The organism is Aestuariibius violaceus (assembly GCF_040779325.2).
Lineage (GTDB): Bacteria > Pseudomonadota > Alphaproteobacteria > Rhodobacterales > Rhodobacteraceae > Aestuariibius > Aestuariibius violaceus.
On sequence record NZ_JBFONT020000002.1, the window covers coordinates 906,106 to 923,265 of the forward strand.

The window sequence follows — 17,160 nt, forward strand, 5'->3', positions numbered from 1 at the left end:
TGCCGCAGGGCCGTTTTCCTCAATTAACTAGGAAAACAGGCCCGATTCGCACAGATGCCGCGCTCCCCCCGGATCGCCCCCGGTCCCAGCCGCTCACGATCCGTTCATTCCTGTGGCACCCCCCTCCGGCCGCCTGACTGCTCCCTTGAAATTACCTCAAATCCGCCGCGCTCTGGTAACCCGCTGTTAAGGCTCTGAGGTGAGACTGATCCGCGGTAGGGTAACGAGTGCGAATGGCGCCCGGTTTGCTGAAGACACGGATCGGGCGCCTTTTCTTACCCCCTGGCCGAGGCAATTCGGCATACCGCAGCATACCGCCTTCCCCCCCGGTCCCTTATGCGCTATGCGCGCCGCAAATCATCAGCCGAAGGGACGCATTCCATGTCGAAGATCAAGGTCGAAAACCCCGTCGTCGAACTCGACGGCGACGAGATGACCCGCATCATCTGGGATTTCATCAAGCAGAAACTGATCCTGCCCTATCTCGACGTGGATCTGCTCTACTACGATCTCGGGATTGAAGAGCGGGACCGCACCGAAGACCAGATCACCATAGACGCGGCCGAGAAGATCAAGGAAATCGGCGTCGGCGTGAAATGCGCCACGATCACTCCGGACGAGGCCCGGGTCGAGGAATTCGGCCTCAAGAAGATGTGGCGCTCCCCCAACGGCACGATCCGCAATATCCTGGGCGGCGTCGTCTTCCGCGAGCCGATCATCTGCAAGAACGTCCCCCGCCTCGTCCCCGGCTGGACCCAGCCCATCGTGATCGGCCGTCACGCCTTCGGCGACCAGTACCGCGCCACCGACATGAAATTCCCGGGGCCCGGCAAGCTGACCATGAAGTTCGTCGGCGAAGACGGCACGGTTGAGGAGCACGAGGTCTTCGATGCCCCCTCCTCCGGTGTCTTCATGTCGATGTACAACCTCGACGCCTCGATCATCGACTTCGCCCGCGCGTCCTTCAACTACGGCCTCAAGCGTGGCTACCCGGTCTATCTCTCGACCAAGAACACGATCATGAAGCAGTATGACGGCCAGTTCATGATCCTCTTCCAGAAGGTCTTTGACGAGGAATTCGCCGACAAGTTCAAGGAAGCGGGCCTGACCTACGAACACCGCCTGATCGACGATATGGTGGCGTCCGCCATGAAGTGGTCCGGCGGCTATGTCTGGGCCTGCAAGAACTACGACGGCGACGTCCAGTCCGACACGGTGGCCCAGGGCTTCGGCTCGCTGGGGCTGATGACCTCGCAGCTGATGACGCCCGACGGCAAGATCGTCGAGGCCGAGGCGGCGCACGGCACCGTCACCCGCCACTACCGCCAGCATCAGAAGGGCGAGGCGACGTCGACCAACTCCATCGCGTCCATCTACGCCTGGACCGGCGGCCTCAAGCACCGCGCCAAGCTCGACGGCAACGACGCGCTGAGGAACTTCGCCGAGACGCTCGAGAAGGTCGTCGTCGACACCGTCGAAAGCGGCTCCATGACCAAGGACCTCGCCCTCCTCGTCGGCCCCGACCAGAAATGGCTGACGACCCAGGGCTTCCTCGACAAGATCGACGAGAACCTGAACAAGGCTCTTGCCTGACCCAAATGCCGGTCCCGGATCGCCGGGACCGGCACTTCCCTCCGCCGCTGGGCAAGCGCCTGACCAAAAGCCAGCGCAGGAACGCCGTGGCGGCGCTCAACAGCAGCCAAGCTCATTCCTTAGTTGGAAAAGAGTGCTCCGATCCAAAAAGCGCGGCCGCCCGGCCAGTCGAGCGCCCCTGCGAGCAGCGTCGGTGCCGCTCGGCTCCGGACGATCTGGCAAATTCTCGGATGACCGCAAGGGGCCCATGTTACTGGCTGCTCCGCTGCGAGCGGATGTCAGCTTTAGACCTCAATGAACGGTCTCGGATGTCGATCTTGCGCCGGCTTCTTCCCCGCTTTGGGGTCCCGTCGCCAGGATCGAACCAGCCAAAGCCTCAACGTCTTTCATCGGAGGCAGCCCGAATTGCCTGCGATACTCCCGGCTGAACTGTGACGGGCTTTCATAACCGACGGAAAATGCGGCCTGCGCAGCTGTCTGGTCTTCAAAGAGCATGAGCCTGCGCGCTTCCTGAAGTCGAAGGCGCTTGTGATACTGAAGGGGCGACATGAGTGTCACGGCCTTGAAATGCTGGTGCAGCGCCGAAGGCTGCAGATGGGCGTCTTCGGCCAGCCGGGCCATCTCGAACGGTTCGCGATAGGTCTTCTTGATCAAGGCGATGACCCGCGCGATCTGCTTTCCTTGTCCCGGCCCATAGACGCTCCGCAACACGGCGCGGCCGCCCGGCGCGCGGATGATCCGGTAGAGCAGTTCACGCTCGTACAGTTTCGCAAGCGCTGGAATATCGTCGGGCGCTTCGATCAGTCGGACCAGCCGCGTGGCCGCATTCAGGATGTCCGGTGTGGTCTCCCCCAGAAGCAGCCCCGGACCCTTCGGCGATAGCTCGTCGTCCCATGGCATGTCGACGGCGAGATCGGACAGGACGCCCGCGTCGATGCCAAAGCGGATACAAAGATACGGCTCGGCCAGGCTGGCGGACGTGATCTGGCCGATGATGGGTAAGTCGAAAGACACGACCAGGTATTTTGCGGGGTCGTAGTCATAGATATGATCGGCAAGCATGACCCGCTTCGCGCCCTGAACAACAAGACACAGCGCCGGCTCGTGAACGGTATGCAGATCCTGGGTTTGCCGGGTGCTGCGGATCAGGTCCAGGCGAGGGACGGCAGTTGTATGAATGCCGTCCGATCGCGCAAATCGGGCAACCATAGCCGCCAGATCATGAACCGTTTCTGCCATCACAACTCCTTTGCGCATTCGGCAAACCGCGCGGTTGCATTGCATATCAGCTAGGCTCCGATAATCCCTTTTCCCGCCTTGGCGGAGGATTAGGCAATGATCTCGTGGGATCGTGCTACCGCCAGAAACACAGGACATCCACATATCCGCTGCATAAGGGCGGCTTCGATCACACGGCCGCCGATAAATCGGAGGTCGATATGACGGATGACAGAAAAGTATGGTTCATAACCGGCGCATCGCGCGGTCTGGGTCTTGAGATCGCAAAGGCCGCATTGAGCGCAGGCGACCGCGTTGTCGCCACCGGGCGGAATGCCGATGCAGTGGCAAAGGCACTGCCGGAGACAGACGACGCGGTGGCCTTGCAGCTGGACGTCACCGACGCCGGGCAGGCCGACGCTGCCGCAGCCAAAGCCGTGGACCATTTCGGACGGATCGACGTTCTTGTGAACAATGCAGGCTACGGGCAACTTGGCGTGTTCGAGGAGATCGAGCACGACAAGATCGTCCGCCAATTCGACACCAACGTGCATGGCACGCTGCATGTCACCCGCGCCGTCCTGCCGACCATGCGGGCGCAGAAAGCAGGCCATATCTTTAACCTCTCGTCCATCGGCGGCGCGCTCGGCTTCGATATCGCGTCGATCTACTGCGCCACGAAATTCGCGGTCGAAGGGTTCTCGGAATGTCTCGCACTGGAGGTGAAGCCGTTCAATATCGGTGTCACCATCGTGCAGCCCGGCTTCTTCCGCACCGATTTCCTCGATGACAGCTCGATCCGGTTCGCAGATCGGCCCATCAGCGACTACGCCGAATACGCCAAGGCGACACAGGGGTTCTACCAGTCCCAGAACCACGCGCAGGCCGGAGATCCCGCAAAGCTCGGGGCGGCGCTGGTGCGTCTGTCGCGTGAAGACGAGGCGCCTCTGCGCTACGCCGCCGGTTCCGATGCCTTTGAGTATCTGAGCAGCGCCTACGACGCCCGAAAGGACGAGCTCTCCAAATGGCAGGACCTCTCCAAATCGACGGACCGCGAAGCCGCGTCTGCCGCCTGATCAGACAGCCGTCCCCGACCTGAGGGCCTTCGAGGCCGGATGCCCTCCAGAGATCAACACAAGTTCAAAGGACCATCACCATGCACATAATGACCGCGCCCGCTGTCGCACTCGCGATCAGCGTCTCGATATCGCCCGTGGCCGCACAGACGGATGAAGGAGGCACAATGCCGGAGACCACCCAGGAGCGGCTTCGGCTCGGGGCTGACGTCATCCTGAGACTGAACAACGGTGTGCCGCAGACGACGCTGAAAAACATGCGCGAGGAATTCCCGTTCCTGGCCGACGCCACCCAGGCCTACGCGCTCGGCGATGTCTGGACGCGGCCCGGTCTCGATGACCGCACGCGCCAGCTTGCCGCCGTCGCGGCCTTCGCCGCCATGGGCGAACGCGGGTTGATGAAGATCCATGCGGGCTATGCCCTCAACGTTGGTGTCACGGAAGATGAGTTGAAAGAGATCGTCTACATGATCACCGTGCCAGCAGGCTTTCCGAAGGCCATCCTCGCCTCCCAGACCATGTCGGAGTTGTTCGAAGAGCGGCGCAATGCGATCGGCGGAAGCGGCCAGTGAGGAGGAGACATGGACTTTCCGCAAGGATCATCAGCGCCGCGTTGGGCATCGCCATGACCGGATCCGCAGTGCAGGGACAGCTCGTCACCACGGACTTTCCGCCGTCTCCACGCCCCGAGGCCCCCACCGAGCCGCAGACGCATGACTTCGTCGGCATGTGGGTGACGGAAGACCGTCACATCCGCCACAATCTCCTGCCGAACGGGCGTTATGACGAGGCGCGCGGCAACCGGGAAAGCGCCTATCAGGGGCGCTATCACGTCACCGGCGACATCATCCAGTATTGGGACGACACCGGCTTTTATGCCGACGGGCAGTTCCGCGTTGGTGTCCTCTATCACGGCGGATACATCTTCTACCGAGAGGAATAGCGTTTCCCTGGCACCCAGCATGTCAAGGTCAGGCGGGCAATCGCCCGGCCATGTCTCACTCACGAGGCCTGTATCATCCGATCAAGGGTCTCGATGATGCGCAAAACCAACCCCTCGAACTGCGCTGCTTCCTCATCGCTCAGACCGGACAGCGCCTCTCGATTGCCCGCCATCAGGGCGTCGATCGTCAGTGGCATACGCTCCACCGCCATAGGTGTCGGCGATATCTTCTGACTGCGGCCATCCCGGGGATCTGGCTTGCGCTCGATCAAACCATCCCGCTCCATCCGGTTGAGTATCTGCGCCATGGGCGGCCGCTCTATCCTGGCAAAGCGCGCAAGGTCACGCTGCGTGTCCGCATGACCGTCTCGCAGGGCCATAAGAACCGGCAAATGACCTCGCGCAAAGCCCAATGGTGACGAAGGATCGGCGATCATCTTCTATCTCGATGCGGCAGAGCGGGATCCGGTCACCAACAATCTCGCTGTTTTGCGCCTGCGGTGAATGCCCACTATCGCGGGCGCAAGCGTAGCATTGCAAGAGGGTGATGAATGCCTCTTAGGGGCCGTCCGTGTCGCTTGCAGATGGCACAGCAACACGGATGCTGCATCCGAGGTCAGATCCCACCCCGTAGTGAATGTTCGCTCCGTCAGGTTTCCAAAAGCTTAACACTCCACTCAAATGCATAAAGCGAACATAGCTTTTGGATCTCTTCATTTGGCACGAGGCGCGGTGGCATCGGGCGTTGCAGAACTTCATCGGAGGCCAAAAGCAGGGCGGCTCCTTGGCTTGTTCCAGTTGTGCTGTCCATGGGCATGACGGGTGAAGAAGATGCCGCCCCGAGCATCGTAAGGTATGCAATATTCCGGGCGAACGGGCCCTCGACGATAAGAGGGCCTTCATGCCCGATAAGGCCAAGACACCGCACTGTCACCAAGGCGAGGTAGAAGCCGACTGCCGCGCCCCTTTGTCCCGATCCCTGCGGTGGTTCCTGACCATGCCAACGCGCTTGCGCGCCAGCGAATGGACCGGTTTCGGGCACCACGGCAGGCAAGAGCATGTTCCGACGCGTCAAAACCTCCAGCATGTCTGCTTCGTCCACCTCTACTGCTGATCCGTCCAGAACGAGGTCGTGTTCTCGCCCGCCCATGAAACGCGCCGATGGGACTGCATCACCGAAGCAGTTGACGTTGACCAGCGTGTCGAACGCGGGGTTGAGCGTGACTGGCCTGCCGCCCACCGCCATGGCGATCACCCAGGTGCCTGTCGAAACCACGCTGAAGGGAGGCTTGCGCACCGCGAGATGCGACAGCAGCGACGCATTCGAGTCGTGGATGCCGCAGAGCACAGGCGTCTCCGTGGGCATCCCGGTACGCCTGGCGACCTCATCGGTGACCGTTCCCAGAACGTCACCGGGCTTGCGCGGCGGGGCGATTTTCCCGGCGATGCCGAGTGCCTCCGGCAGGGACGAAAACCGACCTTCATGAGGGTTCCAGAGATCCGTGTGGCACCCCAGCGACGTCACGTCCGTGGCAAAGACGCCCGTCAGGCGATGCGCCCAGAACTGCGGATAGGTCACAACGTGAGAGACGCGGTCCCTGAGATCGGGGTCGGACGCGAACTGCCAATAGAGCTGCGCGCCGAGGTTCAGACCCGCCGACAGACGCGGCGAGCCCGTTTCGGAGAACGGCGGCCGGATTGTGTCATAGGTGCTTGCGCACGCGTCTGGACCAGTATGCTCGTAGTCGAGGATCGGCGCCGCGAGCGAGCCGTCTTTGGCGATCAGCGCACCTGCGGCGCCGTGCGTTGTGACCGTGATCGCCTCGATGCCGAACTCTGCCTGGACGCGCGAGAGACGGTCCAGAATGAACGCCCAATGTCCTTCCACGTCGAAATGCGGATAGGGTGGACCGGGCAAGACGGTGTTCGGGCGCGTGACCACCGCGATCTCCGACAAATCGGACATGCGAACAAGCGCCAGCTTTGCATTCGTCTTGCCGATATCGATGACCGCAACGTGCCCGCTGGTCATGGCATGTGAAAGACAGGTGTCAGCGGCACGGCGACCGGTTCATTGTCATCGTGGGTTTCCATGATATCGGCCATGTGCGCCCACCACTTTCTCATGATCTCATGGGCCGGCAGACCGTCCATTCCATGATCGTCCGTGCGCCAGAGGACGCCGAAAAGGATGTTTGTTTCCTCATCGAGGTGGATCGAATAATCCGATATCCCGGCGTCTTTCAGGAGTGCCACGAGCTCGGGCCAGATCTCGTTGTGGCGCCGCCTATATTCATCCTTTCCCCCGGGGTTGAGGCGCATCTTGAAAGCGTATTTCTCCATTACGCGCTCCATTTCTGCCAAAGGCGCGGCAAGGCGATGACGCTGATCAGAAGCGCACCGATTACGATCGACATCACGATGCCCGGCACGTTGAGAAGGCCAAGGCCGAACGTCACCAGCCCCATGACAAACGCCGCGATGACCACGCCAGGGATCGAGCCTGAGCCGCCAAGAATGCTGACGCCGCCAAGGACGACCATGGTGACGATTTCCAGTTCCCATCCGAACGCGATCGACGGACGGGTCGAGGCAAGCCGCGAGGTCAGGCAGATCGCAGCCACGCCGGACATGAGTCCCGTGAGCAGGAAGAGGATGAATTTCACGCGGGCGACCCGGATGCCCGAGAATTCGGCCCCGACCGGGTTGTTGCCGATGGCATAGACGGTCCGGCCGAAGTTCGTCTTGTGAAGCATGATGAAGTAGATCAGGGCGAGAACGGCAAAAAGCACGAACTCGAACGAGATCACCCAGAACACGTAGCCTTGTCCGAAGAAGGCGAAGTCAGAGGGGTAACCGCGATAGGCCTGATCGCCGAGAATGATGTAGCTGATCCCGCGGAAGAGGCTCATCGTGCCGATGGTGACGACGATGGAGGGAAGGCCCATTCGGGTGACGAGGACGCCGTTGAAGGCACCGCAAAGCAGGCCGACACCAAGCCCGATCAGCACCAGTCCCGGCGTGCCGACGCCGACTTGCACGGCGGCTCCCATGGCTGTCGAGGCCAGTGCGATGATCGAGGCCACGGACAGATCGATTTCGCCCGCGATGATCAGAAGCGCCATCGCGAAGGCGATCATCGCCTTTTCCGTGAAGTTGAACGTCATGTCGCTGAGATTCCACGCGTTCAGGAAATAGGGCGACGTGAAGCTGTTCACGATGAAGATCGCGACGGCGACGGCCAGGAGGAGCGACTCCCAGCTCTTGAGGCGCCGCTCCAGCGGGGATTGCAGACGGTCCGGAATGGAACGGGTCGTATCGGTCATGTTGCATGCTCCGCGCGTCTGAGGATGATCCGTCCCTTCTTGCGGCTGGCCTGGGCGTTCAGCGCGACCGCGATGATGATCGCGCCGCCAGAGATCGCCAATTGCCAGAACGGGGAGATGTCCACGACGGGCAGCGCGTTCCGGATGATACCGAGGAAGAGTGCCCCGAGCATTGCGCCGACCACGGTGCCGATGCCGCCCATGATGGCCACGCCGCCGATCACGCACGCCGCCACCACGTCGAGTTCGAACCCCCCGGCGAGGTCCACAAAGGCGACCGCAAAGCGCGACACCCACAGATATCCCGTCAGGCCCGCCAGGGCGCCGGAGATCGTGAAGGCCCGGAACTGGGTCCTGCCTACGTCGATCCCGGCATAGGTGGCGGCGTGCGGGTTGCCGCCCGCAGCGTAGAACGCACGGCCAAGGGCGGTTCGGGTCATCACGAGGCTGAACAGAATGACGGCAGAAATGGCCATCCAGCTCATCACCGGCAGGCCAAGAAGCTCTGTGCGCGGGAAAGCCTTGAACGGATCGCTCAGTTCGTGGGCGTTGATCCATCGCCCCTCGGACAAAAGGAAGATCGTCCCGCGGAAAATCGTCATCGTTCCGAGGGTCACGACGATCGGTGGGATGGCGAGCTTCCAGACAAGAACGCCGTTGAACATCCCCAGAAGCGCGCCGAACGCGACGGCGATGACGATGATCACCGGCACCGGCAGCCCCGGTAGGGCGACGTTGATCATTGCGACGACCATGCCAGTCAGCGCGAGGTTCGCCGCAACGCTAAGATCGATGCAACGGGTCAGGATCACGATCATCTGGCCGATGGCCAGCAGGATCAGGGGGGCTGTGTCGTTGAAGACATTCACCAGGTTTGCAGGCTGGATGAAGGCGGGAAACCGCGACGCGATGATTGCCAGAAGCACTACGATCGCGCCGGTCAGGAGGACTTCGCGAGACATGAGAGACTGTTTTGACATGGTTCGTCTTCCTCAGATCCCGGCCGCGTGCCGCACGAGCGTCTCGGGCATCATCTCGTCGCCCGACAGTTCCGCCACGATCCGGCCTTCGCGCATCACGATGACCCTGTCCGACATGCCCAGAACTTCCGGTATTTCCGAGCTGACCATGATCACGGCCAGGCCCTGTGCGGCCAGTTCGGCCATGAATTCGTGCACAGCGGCCTTGGAGCCGATGTCGATGCCCTTGGTGGGTTCATCAAGGATGATCACCTTTGGCTGTGTGGCCAGCCATTTGGCGATGACGACCTTCTGCTGATTGCCGCCCGAAAGGTTACCGACATCAGTGTCCAGGGAGGCCGCGCGAAGGTCGAGCCGTTCGGTGTATTCGCGTGCCAGTTCGAACTCTTTGGCCAACTGCAGAAATCCATTGCGCGATGTACGGCCAAGCGAGGGCAGCGTCACGTTCTGGAAGATCGGGAGCGCCGTGATTGCCCCCTGTTTGCCGCGGTCTTCGGGCACATAGACGATGCCCTTGTCGACCGCATCGGCAGGGGATCGGATGACAGCCCTGTCACCGTCGATACGTACCTCTCCTGCAGAAGGGCGGGTGATCCCGAAAAGCGACTGCATGAATTCGGAACGGCCTGCGCCGACAAGGCCGTAGAAGCCCAGGATCTCTCCTCGGCGCAGCACGAAGCTGATATCCGCGAATTCGGTCGGGTGCTCGTAGCCCTCGACCACCAAGATCTCATCGCCGACGTTATGGTCCCGATCAGGGAAGATCTGGCTGACATCCCGGCCCACCATCATTTTCACCAGCTCGGCCTCGGACACATTTTCGATGGGTCCGCTGCCGACGAATGCGCCATCCCGGAAGACCGTGTAGTTGTCCGCGATCCGGAAAATCTCGTCGAACTTGTGACTGATGAAGAGGATGGCCTTGCCCTGGCCCTTCAGCTCTTCAACAAGTTCATAGAGCTCTTCGATCTCTTTTTGGCTGAGCGCCGCGGTGGGCTCATCCATGATCACGACCCGCGCATCGATCGACAAAGCGCGCGCGATCGCTACGAGATGCTTGTTCGCGATCCCAAGGTCTTTCAGCTTGTTCCGGGGGTCGATATTGGCGCCGATCCCCTCGAGAATCTCCCTCGCCTTCTCGACCATCGCCTTGGTGTCGATCAGACCGAACCGCCCTCGGGGCGCATGGCCTAGAAACACGTTTTCTGCGACTGACAACTCGTCAAACAGAACGGTCTCTTGGTGGATCGCGGTGATGCCCGCATTGCTGGCATCCTGAGCGGTCGGAAATCGGATCGGCGTGTCGGCGATCTCGATCTGTCCGCCGTCCGGCTGATAGATGCCGGTCAGGATTTTTACGACTGTCGATTTCCCCGCTCCGTTCTCTCCGACAAGGGCCGTAACCTGGCCGGGAAAAAGCTCAAGAGACACCTCCGACAAGGCGGTGACGCCGGGGAACTTCTTCGTCACCCGGTTCAGCGACAGGATCGGTGTTGCGGTCGCAGTCCTGACGGGGTCGGATCTCTGATCGGGGTCCATCAACATCGGATTTCGCTGCCAAGCGGTAGGGTGTCGGCGCAGCGCGAACGCTGCTCCGGCCTCACTCAACGATCAGAAGATGTCCTTGAACTGATCGATGTTCGAGGCGTCATAGGTGAACGGGTCCGACATCGCAGCCGCATTCGTGTCGTCGAGCGTCACAGAGCCCATCCGGCCCGTCGGGATTTCCGCGCCCGGCTCTGCGGTCGCGGCGCCCGAGGCAAGAGCGTGGGCAATCATCGTCGCGGAGTAGCCGAGGTCAATCGGGTTCCAGATGGCGAAGCTTTCCGTGGCACCGGATTCCACACAGCCCGCCATCTCGGACGGCAGGCCAAGACCGGTCACGTTGATCTCGCCGATCTTCCCTGCGTCGGAGACAGCCTGACAGGACGCAAGAATGCCGACGGTCGTCGGCGCGATGATGGCCTTCAGGTCCGGATAGGACGCCATGAGGCCCTGCGCTTCGCGGTAGGATTTGTCGGAAAGGTCGTCGCCGTAGACCGTCGCAACGAGTTCGATGCCAGGATAATTCGGGAGGACGTCTTCCGCGGCTGCAATCCAAGCGTTCTGGTTGGTGGCCGTGGCCGATGCTGACAGGATCGCCACCTGTCCGCCGTCCGGCATGTGATCGGCAGCCAGCTTGATAATGGTGTTCCCGATCAACTCCGTCGAAGACGGGTTCAGGTGCATCATCCGGCCTTCTTCTGCGACCCCGGAATCCCACGAGATCACGGTGATGCCACGCTGCATCGCGCGGCTGAGGGCCGGCGCGATCGCATCGGGGTCGTTGGCCGAGATCGCGATGGCGTCAACGCCCTGAGCGATCAGCGAGTTAATGACCTCGATCTGGCCTTCTGCGGTGGTATCGGTCGGGCCGGTATAGATAATCTCGACGTTGCCAAGCTCGGCAGCCGCTTCCTCGGCGCCTTCGGCAGCAGCTTCGAAGAACCCGATGCCGAGTGCCTTTACCACAAGCGCGATGCGCATGTTGTCCTGCGCCATGGCGCTGGTGCCCATAAGGCCAGCCGCGAGGCTGATGCCCGCGATCAGCGATGTAAATGTCCGACGTTTCATGTCGTGTCCTCCCAAAGACAATTGTATTTGGCCATTTCATGAGGCGGCCACGTCCTCTTGAGCGCCGCCGGACTGGGCGACGATCAGTTTCACGTCCGCAGCGTCCAGCATGGCTGCCGCCTTGTCCGAGATTCCTTCGTCGGTAATCAGGGTGGAGATGCGATCGAGGCCGCACAGCACGAGGCTGGACCGCTGGTCGAACTTGGTGCTGTCAACGAGCACCACAAGCTCATCGGCCTGACCCATCAGCTTTTCCTCAGCCCGGATCAGCAGGGGGTCGGCCTCCATAAGGCCCAGCGGACCGACGCCCTGCGCGCCCATGAACATGCGGCGGGCATAGAAGTTGCGCGTCACGTCGTTCTCGAACGGCGACAGGATGATGTTCTGCTCGCGATAGATCGCACCGCCCGACACCATCACCGTGTTCTTCGAATGCTTCAGAAGGTGTTCGGCGATGGGAAAGGAGTTTGTGAACACCTGGCAACGCCGGTTCGCCAGCGGGTGCACCATCTGAAATGTCGTCGTCCCGCCGTTGATGATGATCGGTTCACCGTCTTTGCAAAGATCCACAGCCGCCCGCGCGATGGCCTGCTTTTCTTTGATCCGAAGCGTTTCGTTGACTGCGAAGGTGCGGCCGGCAAGGCCTACGAATTGGGGAGGATGGAGCGCCTCCACGCCACCCCGCACACGGCGGACCTTCTGCTGCACGTGGAGGGTCGAGATATCCCGGCGTATTGTAGCCTCAGACGCCCCCGTCAGATTGCACAGATCGACCACGGTCACCACAGCCCGATCCTGGACGGCGGACAGAATGACCCTGTGGCGCTCTGACTCGTGCATGAAGACCTCCCTAGCAGCAGAAGGTGCCCAGATTTTCAGGATCGGTCAATCAAAAACAATCACCAGCAATCATTCTGCACTGCAGAATGATTGAAAATGACTGGAATCGATTGACAAAGCGTCGCGCCAACCTCACGCTGCGCGACAAGTGAGCTGCGGCTTGGTCCATCTGTACGGGAGCGCATCATATTGAAATCGTTCGATAATCCGCTGCTTGATAATCGCTGGGACGATGCCGCAGCAAAAGGCATGAGCGAGTCGGAACTGCTTCTCTATCGCTCGAACATCCTCGGATCCGACAAGCGCGTAACCAACTACGGCGGAGGCAACACCTCGGCCAAGGTGATGGAGACGGATCCGCTGACGGGCGAAGAGGTCGAGGTTCTATGGGTGAAGGGCTCTGGCGGCGATATCGGCTCCATCAAGATGGACGGTTTCGCGACGCTCTACATGGACAAGCTCAACGCCCTGAAATCGCTCTATCGCGGTGTCGAATACGAAGACGAAATGGTCGGCTACTTGCCTCATTGCACCTTCGGGCTGAACCCGCGTGCCGCCTCCATCGACACGCCGCTTCACGCCTACGTACCGCGCAAACACGTCGATCACGTCCACGCGGACGCGATCATCGCCATTGCCGCGTCGAAGAATTCGAAAGAACTGACGCAAGAAATCTTCGGCGATCGCATCGGCTGGCTTCCCTGGAAGCGTCCAGGCTATGAATTGGGCCTCTGGCTTGAGAAATTCTGCCATGACAACCCTGACGCTGATGGTGTCGTCCTGGAGAGCCACGGGCTGTTCACTTGGGCCGACACGGCCAAAGAGTGCTATGACACCACCATCGACGTGATCAATCGCGCGACCGAGTGGCTGCACGAGCGGACCTCGGGCATGCCCGCCTTCGGCGGCGCCAAGCACGACTCTTTGGACAAAACCGAACGTCGCAACGTGGTCGCGCGCCTGATGCCTGCAATTCGTGGCTTCGTGAGTGGCAACCAACACATGGTGGGCCATTTCGACGACAGCCCTGCGGTTCTGGAATTCGTGAATTCGCAGAACATGGAAGACCTTGCGGTGTTGGGCACGTCTTGTCCCGATCACTTCCTGCGCACGAAGATCCGCCCGCTTGTCGTGGACTTCAACCCGGCTAAGGGCAATCTCGACGAGGTCCTGACCGGTCTGCCAGCGCAAATCGAATCCTACCGCGAGGATTACGCGGCCTATTACGAGCGCTGCAAACACGATGACAGCCCGGCCCTTCGCGATCCCAACGCTGTTGTCTACCTCGTTCCGGGCGTCGGAATGATCACCTTTGCAAAGGACAAGGCAACAGCGCGCATATCGGGGGAGTTCTACGTCAACGCGATCAACGTGATGCGCGAAGCATCGGCCGTCAGCGAATACCAGGGCCTGCCTGAGCAGGAGGCCTTTGATATCGAATACTGGCTACTCGAAGAGGCCAAGCTGCAACGTATGCCCAAGCCGAAGTCGCTTGCGAGCCGCGTCGCGCTGGTGACCGGCGGCGCTGGCGGCATCGGGGCTGCGACTGCCCAGCGCTACCTGTCCGAAGGGGCCTGTGTGGTCCTTGCGGACATCGACGCCGACAACTTGAAAGTCGCGCAAGACAGTCTCACCCAGTCCTACGGGAAGGATGTGGTGCGGTCCGTGGTTATGGACGTCACCAACGAAGAGGCCGTGGCGAAAGCTTTCGCAGAGGCGGCCGTCGAGTTCGGCGGAATTGACATCCTCGTGTCAAATGCCGGGATCGCGTCCTCGGCGCCCGTCGAAGAAACGTCGCTGGCGCTCTGGAACAAGAACATGGAGATCCTCAGCACCGGCTATTTCCTTGTCAGCCGCGAAGCGTTCAGGCTGATGCGGGCGCAAAGCATGGGCGGGTCCATCGTCTTTGTCGCCTCCAAGAATGGCCTGGCCGCTTCGCCGAACGCGTCTGCCTACTGCACCGCGAAGGCGTCGGAGATCCACCTGGCGCGCTGCCTTGCGCTCGAAGGGGCTGAGGCCGGCATTCGCGTCAATGTCGTCAACCCTGACGCCGTTCTTCGCGGATCGAAGATCTGGGAAGGCGAGTGGCTGGATCAGCGCGCGTCGACCTACGGCACCGATAAGGATGGCCTGGAAGAGATGTATCGCGAACGCTCGATGCTGAAGCGGTCGGTCTTGCCAGAAGACGTAGCCGAAGCCTGCTATTTCTTTGCGGCTGAGACCTCGTCCAAATCCACTGGCAACATCCTCAACGTCGATGCTGGCAACGTGCAGGCGTTCACGCGCTGAGTAGAGAAGATGGAGAGTCGGGCATGAGCTACCAGACCGCCAAGGCAGCCTTCGCGGAATGGGGGGTGGATACGGAAGCGGCGCTTGCGCGTCTGGCGACGGTCCCGATCTCGATGCATTGCTGGCAGGGCGACGACGTCGTGGGTTTCGAAAAGCAGACCGGGTCGTCCGGCGGTGGCATCCAGGCGACCGGCAACCATCCTGGCCGCGCGCGCACGCCCGAAGAGCTGCGCGCCGATCTGCAATTCGCCTACGCCATGATCCCCGGAAGGCACCGGCTCAACCTGCACGCCATGTACATGGATACCGAAGAGACCCCCGACCGTGATGAGATCGAGTACAGGCATTTCGAGCCCTGGGTCGATTGGGCAAAGGCACAGGGCATCGGGCTTGACTTCAACCCGACGTTCTTTGCCCACGCCAAGGCCGACGACAACCTGACGCTCTCGCATCCCGATGCGGGTATTCGCGACTTCTGGATCGAACATGGAAAGCGCACCCGGGACATCGCCGCGCGCATCGGCTTGGAGCTTGGCAGCGCTTGCGTCAACAACATCTGGGTGCCGGACGGCTACAAGGACATTCCGGTCGACCGCATGGCCGCCAGGGCGCGGCTCGAGGCGTCGCTCGACACAATGCTCGCGCCTGCGCAAGAACCGGCCCAGATGCTCGACGCGGTCGAGTCGAAGCTGTTCGGTATCGGCGTCGAGGCCTGCACCGTGGGGAGCCACGAGTTCTACATGGGCTACGCGATCCGCAAGGGCACGCTTCTTTGCCTCGACATGGGGCACTTCCACCCCACCGAGAACATCGCCGACAAGCTGAGCGCCGTGGCCCTGTCGCTGCCGCAGATCCTGCTGCACGTCTCGCGCCCGATGCGGTGGGACAGCGACCACGTCATCCTTCTGAACGACGACATCCTCGCCATGGCCTATGAGCTGGTCAGCGCCGACTTGCTGCATCGCACTTTCATCGGTCTTGATTTCTTTGACGCAACGATCAGCCGGACAGCTGCCTGGGTGATCGGGACGAGGAATATGCAGAAGGCGCTGCTGCGCGCACTTCTCGCACCTTGGGATCGGTTGCGAGCGGCAGAAGACAGCCTCGATTTTACGGCACGGCTCACTTTGACGGAAGAGTTCAGAGATCTTCCGTTCGGCGAGGTATGGGCTGAGTTCTGCAAACGCCTGGACACGCCTTCCGGACTTACCTTGATCAGCGAGCTCGATGCCTATCAGGCAAGTGTTGCAGTGCGGGCTTAATCGGCAAGGCCGCTCCGAACAGAGACCTTAGGTCTTTCCAACGTGCAGACAGTTGCAGCCTTGGTTTTAAAGACAAGCTTGTCGAACCCGATGCGAAGAGAGGATTAGCCCCTCAGACCTGCGTTTTGGCCTTTTGTCCGCCAGAACCCCGCACGGCCTACGAATGGCCGCTCTGGTGACACTGTGCGGCGGCGTGTGATCGCAAAGTCGATGTCCCCGATGGGCCGTCCGCGAAGACAGCCCGTCGGCACTAGATTTCGATGGCTTCCGCGATTGCCAATGCATCCTCAAGTTCAACACCAAGATAGCTTACCGTGCTGTCCATCTTGGTATGGCCGAGCAGAAGCTGGACGGCTCTTAGATTGCCCGTCTTCTTGTATATCTGGGTAACCTTCGTCCGCCGCATGGAATGCGTCCCATAGGCACTCGCCTCGAGCCCGATGGATGTCACCCAGTCCCGGACAATACGCGCATATTGGCGGGTCGAGATGTGCAGACGCTCATGGAACCGACCTGGCCAAAGGTACTCTGAGCCAACCATCAGCTCATCCTCCATCCACTTCTCGACAGAAGCACGCGTCCCTTCGGATATCTCGAAGCGCACAGGTTTCTGCGTTTTGCTCTGCAACACCGATGCCCGTTCCTTCATCTGACCGGACGCCATGACGTCGACGACCTTCATCTTCACCAGGTCACAGCCGCGGAGCTTGCTGTCGATAGCCATGTTGAACAATGCAAGGTCGCGATGGTTCTCGGCCAATTCAAGTCGCACGCGGATTGCCCAGACATGTTTCGGTTTCAGTGGCCGCTTCTGACCAACGATGCGGCCCTTGTTCCAGGCGGGGCGAAGGGCGCGAATGGCAGGTAAGTTTGGTGTTTCCATGACTGATCCTCCGATCCGCCACGCCCTCCGCAACGACAACCCGACATTGACCGACGCAACATATCACAGGATGCTGCGGTGGCTCCGAGGTCAGATCGGAGTCCATCCCGTATGTTCACACTTTCTCGCTGCGCGCA

At 61.0% G+C, this 17,160-nt stretch carries 16 protein-coding genes; 6 read left to right on the forward strand and 10 right to left on the reverse strand.

Going from position 1 to position 17,160, the window contains the following annotated elements:
- Window positions 1-381: 381 nt before the first annotated feature.
- The gene (locus tag AADZ90_RS11725) at window positions 382-1,593 is read left to right on the forward strand and encodes an NADP-dependent isocitrate dehydrogenase (RefSeq protein WP_367310173.1); all 1,212 of its coding nucleotides are present in this window, start codon (window positions 382-384) and stop codon (window positions 1,591-1,593) included.
- Window positions 1,594-1,884: 291 nt separating this feature from the next.
- Here AADZ90_RS11725 and AADZ90_RS11730 read toward each other — a convergent pair whose 3' ends face one another.
- Window positions 1,885-2,832 (reverse strand): AraC family transcriptional regulator, encoded by a 948-nt coding sequence (locus AADZ90_RS11730; RefSeq protein ID WP_367310174.1) that lies wholly within the window; start codon window positions 2,830-2,832, stop codon window positions 1,885-1,887.
- Window positions 2,833-3,032: 200 nt separating this feature from the next.
- Between AADZ90_RS11730 and AADZ90_RS11735 the strand changes: the two genes are divergently transcribed.
- The 3 genes from AADZ90_RS11735 to AADZ90_RS11745 all read left to right on the forward strand — a co-directional run bounded on the left by AADZ90_RS11735 (window position 3,033) and on the right by AADZ90_RS11745 (window position 4,830).
- Entirely contained in the window at window positions 3,033-3,887 is an 855-nt protein-coding gene (locus tag AADZ90_RS11735; RefSeq protein WP_367310175.1) for an oxidoreductase, read from the forward strand.
- 167 nt (window positions 3,888-4,054) lie between these two features.
- Window positions 4,055-4,459: a carboxymuconolactone decarboxylase family protein gene (locus AADZ90_RS11740; RefSeq protein ID WP_367310176.1), complete on the forward strand. Its 405-nt coding sequence runs from the start codon at window positions 4,055-4,057 to the stop codon at window positions 4,457-4,459.
- A gap of 53 nt (window positions 4,460-4,512) precedes the next feature.
- On the forward strand, window positions 4,513-4,830 hold the full coding sequence (locus AADZ90_RS11745) for an Atu4866 domain-containing protein (RefSeq protein ID WP_367310177.1): 318 nt from the start codon (window positions 4,513-4,515) through the stop codon (window positions 4,828-4,830).
- Between the two features lie 59 nt (window positions 4,831-4,889).
- On the opposite strand, the gene AADZ90_RS11750 is transcribed toward AADZ90_RS11745, so the two are convergent.
- The 8 genes from AADZ90_RS11750 to AADZ90_RS11785 form a co-directional block, all read right to left on the reverse strand.
- A complete protein-coding gene (locus tag AADZ90_RS11750) occupies window positions 4,890-5,267 on the reverse strand; it encodes a MarR family winged helix-turn-helix transcriptional regulator (protein ID WP_367310178.1) in 378 nt (125 codons plus the stop codon).
- A 212-nt stretch (window positions 5,268-5,479) separates the two neighbouring features.
- Window positions 5,480-6,862, reverse strand: a complete 1,383-nt coding sequence (locus AADZ90_RS11755; protein ID WP_367310179.1) for an FGGY-family carbohydrate kinase — start codon at window positions 6,860-6,862, stop codon at window positions 5,480-5,482.
- A complete protein-coding gene (gene rhaM / locus AADZ90_RS11760; protein WP_367310180.1) occupies window positions 6,859-7,173 on the reverse strand; it encodes an L-rhamnose mutarotase in 315 nt (104 codons plus the stop codon). Before rhaM ends, AADZ90_RS11755 begins: the two co-directional genes overlap by 4 nt.
- A complete protein-coding gene (locus AADZ90_RS11765; protein ID WP_367310181.1) occupies window positions 7,173-8,156 on the reverse strand; it encodes an ABC transporter permease in 984 nt (327 codons plus the stop codon). Before AADZ90_RS11765 ends, rhaM begins: the two co-directional genes overlap by 1 nt.
- On the reverse strand, window positions 8,153-9,136 hold the full coding sequence (locus AADZ90_RS11770) for an ABC transporter permease (protein ID WP_411997014.1): 984 nt from the start codon (window positions 9,134-9,136) through the stop codon (window positions 8,153-8,155). Before AADZ90_RS11770 ends, AADZ90_RS11765 begins: the two co-directional genes overlap by 4 nt.
- 12 nt (window positions 9,137-9,148) lie before the next feature.
- Window positions 9,149-10,681 (reverse strand): sugar ABC transporter ATP-binding protein, encoded by a 1,533-nt coding sequence (locus tag AADZ90_RS11775; RefSeq protein ID WP_367310183.1) that lies wholly within the window; start codon window positions 10,679-10,681, stop codon window positions 9,149-9,151.
- A 66-nt stretch (window positions 10,682-10,747) separates the two neighbouring features.
- A complete protein-coding gene (gene rhaS / locus AADZ90_RS11780; RefSeq protein ID WP_367310184.1) occupies window positions 10,748-11,749 on the reverse strand; it encodes a rhamnose ABC transporter substrate-binding protein in 1,002 nt (333 codons plus the stop codon).
- A gap of 36 nt (window positions 11,750-11,785) precedes the next feature.
- Complete coding sequence (locus tag AADZ90_RS11785) at window positions 11,786-12,589, reverse strand: DeoR/GlpR family DNA-binding transcription regulator (RefSeq protein ID WP_367310185.1); 804 nt, start codon at window positions 12,587-12,589, stop codon at window positions 11,786-11,788.
- Window positions 12,590-12,775: 186 nt separating this feature from the next.
- Here AADZ90_RS11785 and AADZ90_RS11790 point away from each other — a divergent pair, with 186 nt between their 5' ends.
- Together AADZ90_RS11790 and AADZ90_RS11795 are read left to right on the forward strand one after the other, a co-directional pair.
- Entirely contained in the window at window positions 12,776-14,878 is a 2,103-nt protein-coding gene (locus tag AADZ90_RS11790; RefSeq protein ID WP_367310232.1) for a bifunctional rhamnulose-1-phosphate aldolase/short-chain dehydrogenase, read from the forward strand.
- A 23-nt stretch (window positions 14,879-14,901) separates the two neighbouring features.
- On the forward strand, window positions 14,902-16,140 hold the full coding sequence (locus tag AADZ90_RS11795) for an L-rhamnose isomerase (RefSeq protein ID WP_367310186.1): 1,239 nt from the start codon (window positions 14,902-14,904) through the stop codon (window positions 16,138-16,140).
- A gap of 250 nt (window positions 16,141-16,390) precedes the next feature.
- On the opposite strand, the gene AADZ90_RS11800 is transcribed toward AADZ90_RS11795, so the two are convergent.
- A complete protein-coding gene (locus tag AADZ90_RS11800) occupies window positions 16,391-17,023 on the reverse strand; it encodes a tyrosine-type recombinase/integrase (protein ID WP_367310187.1) in 633 nt (210 codons plus the stop codon).
- Window positions 17,024-17,160 lie beyond the last annotated feature (137 nt).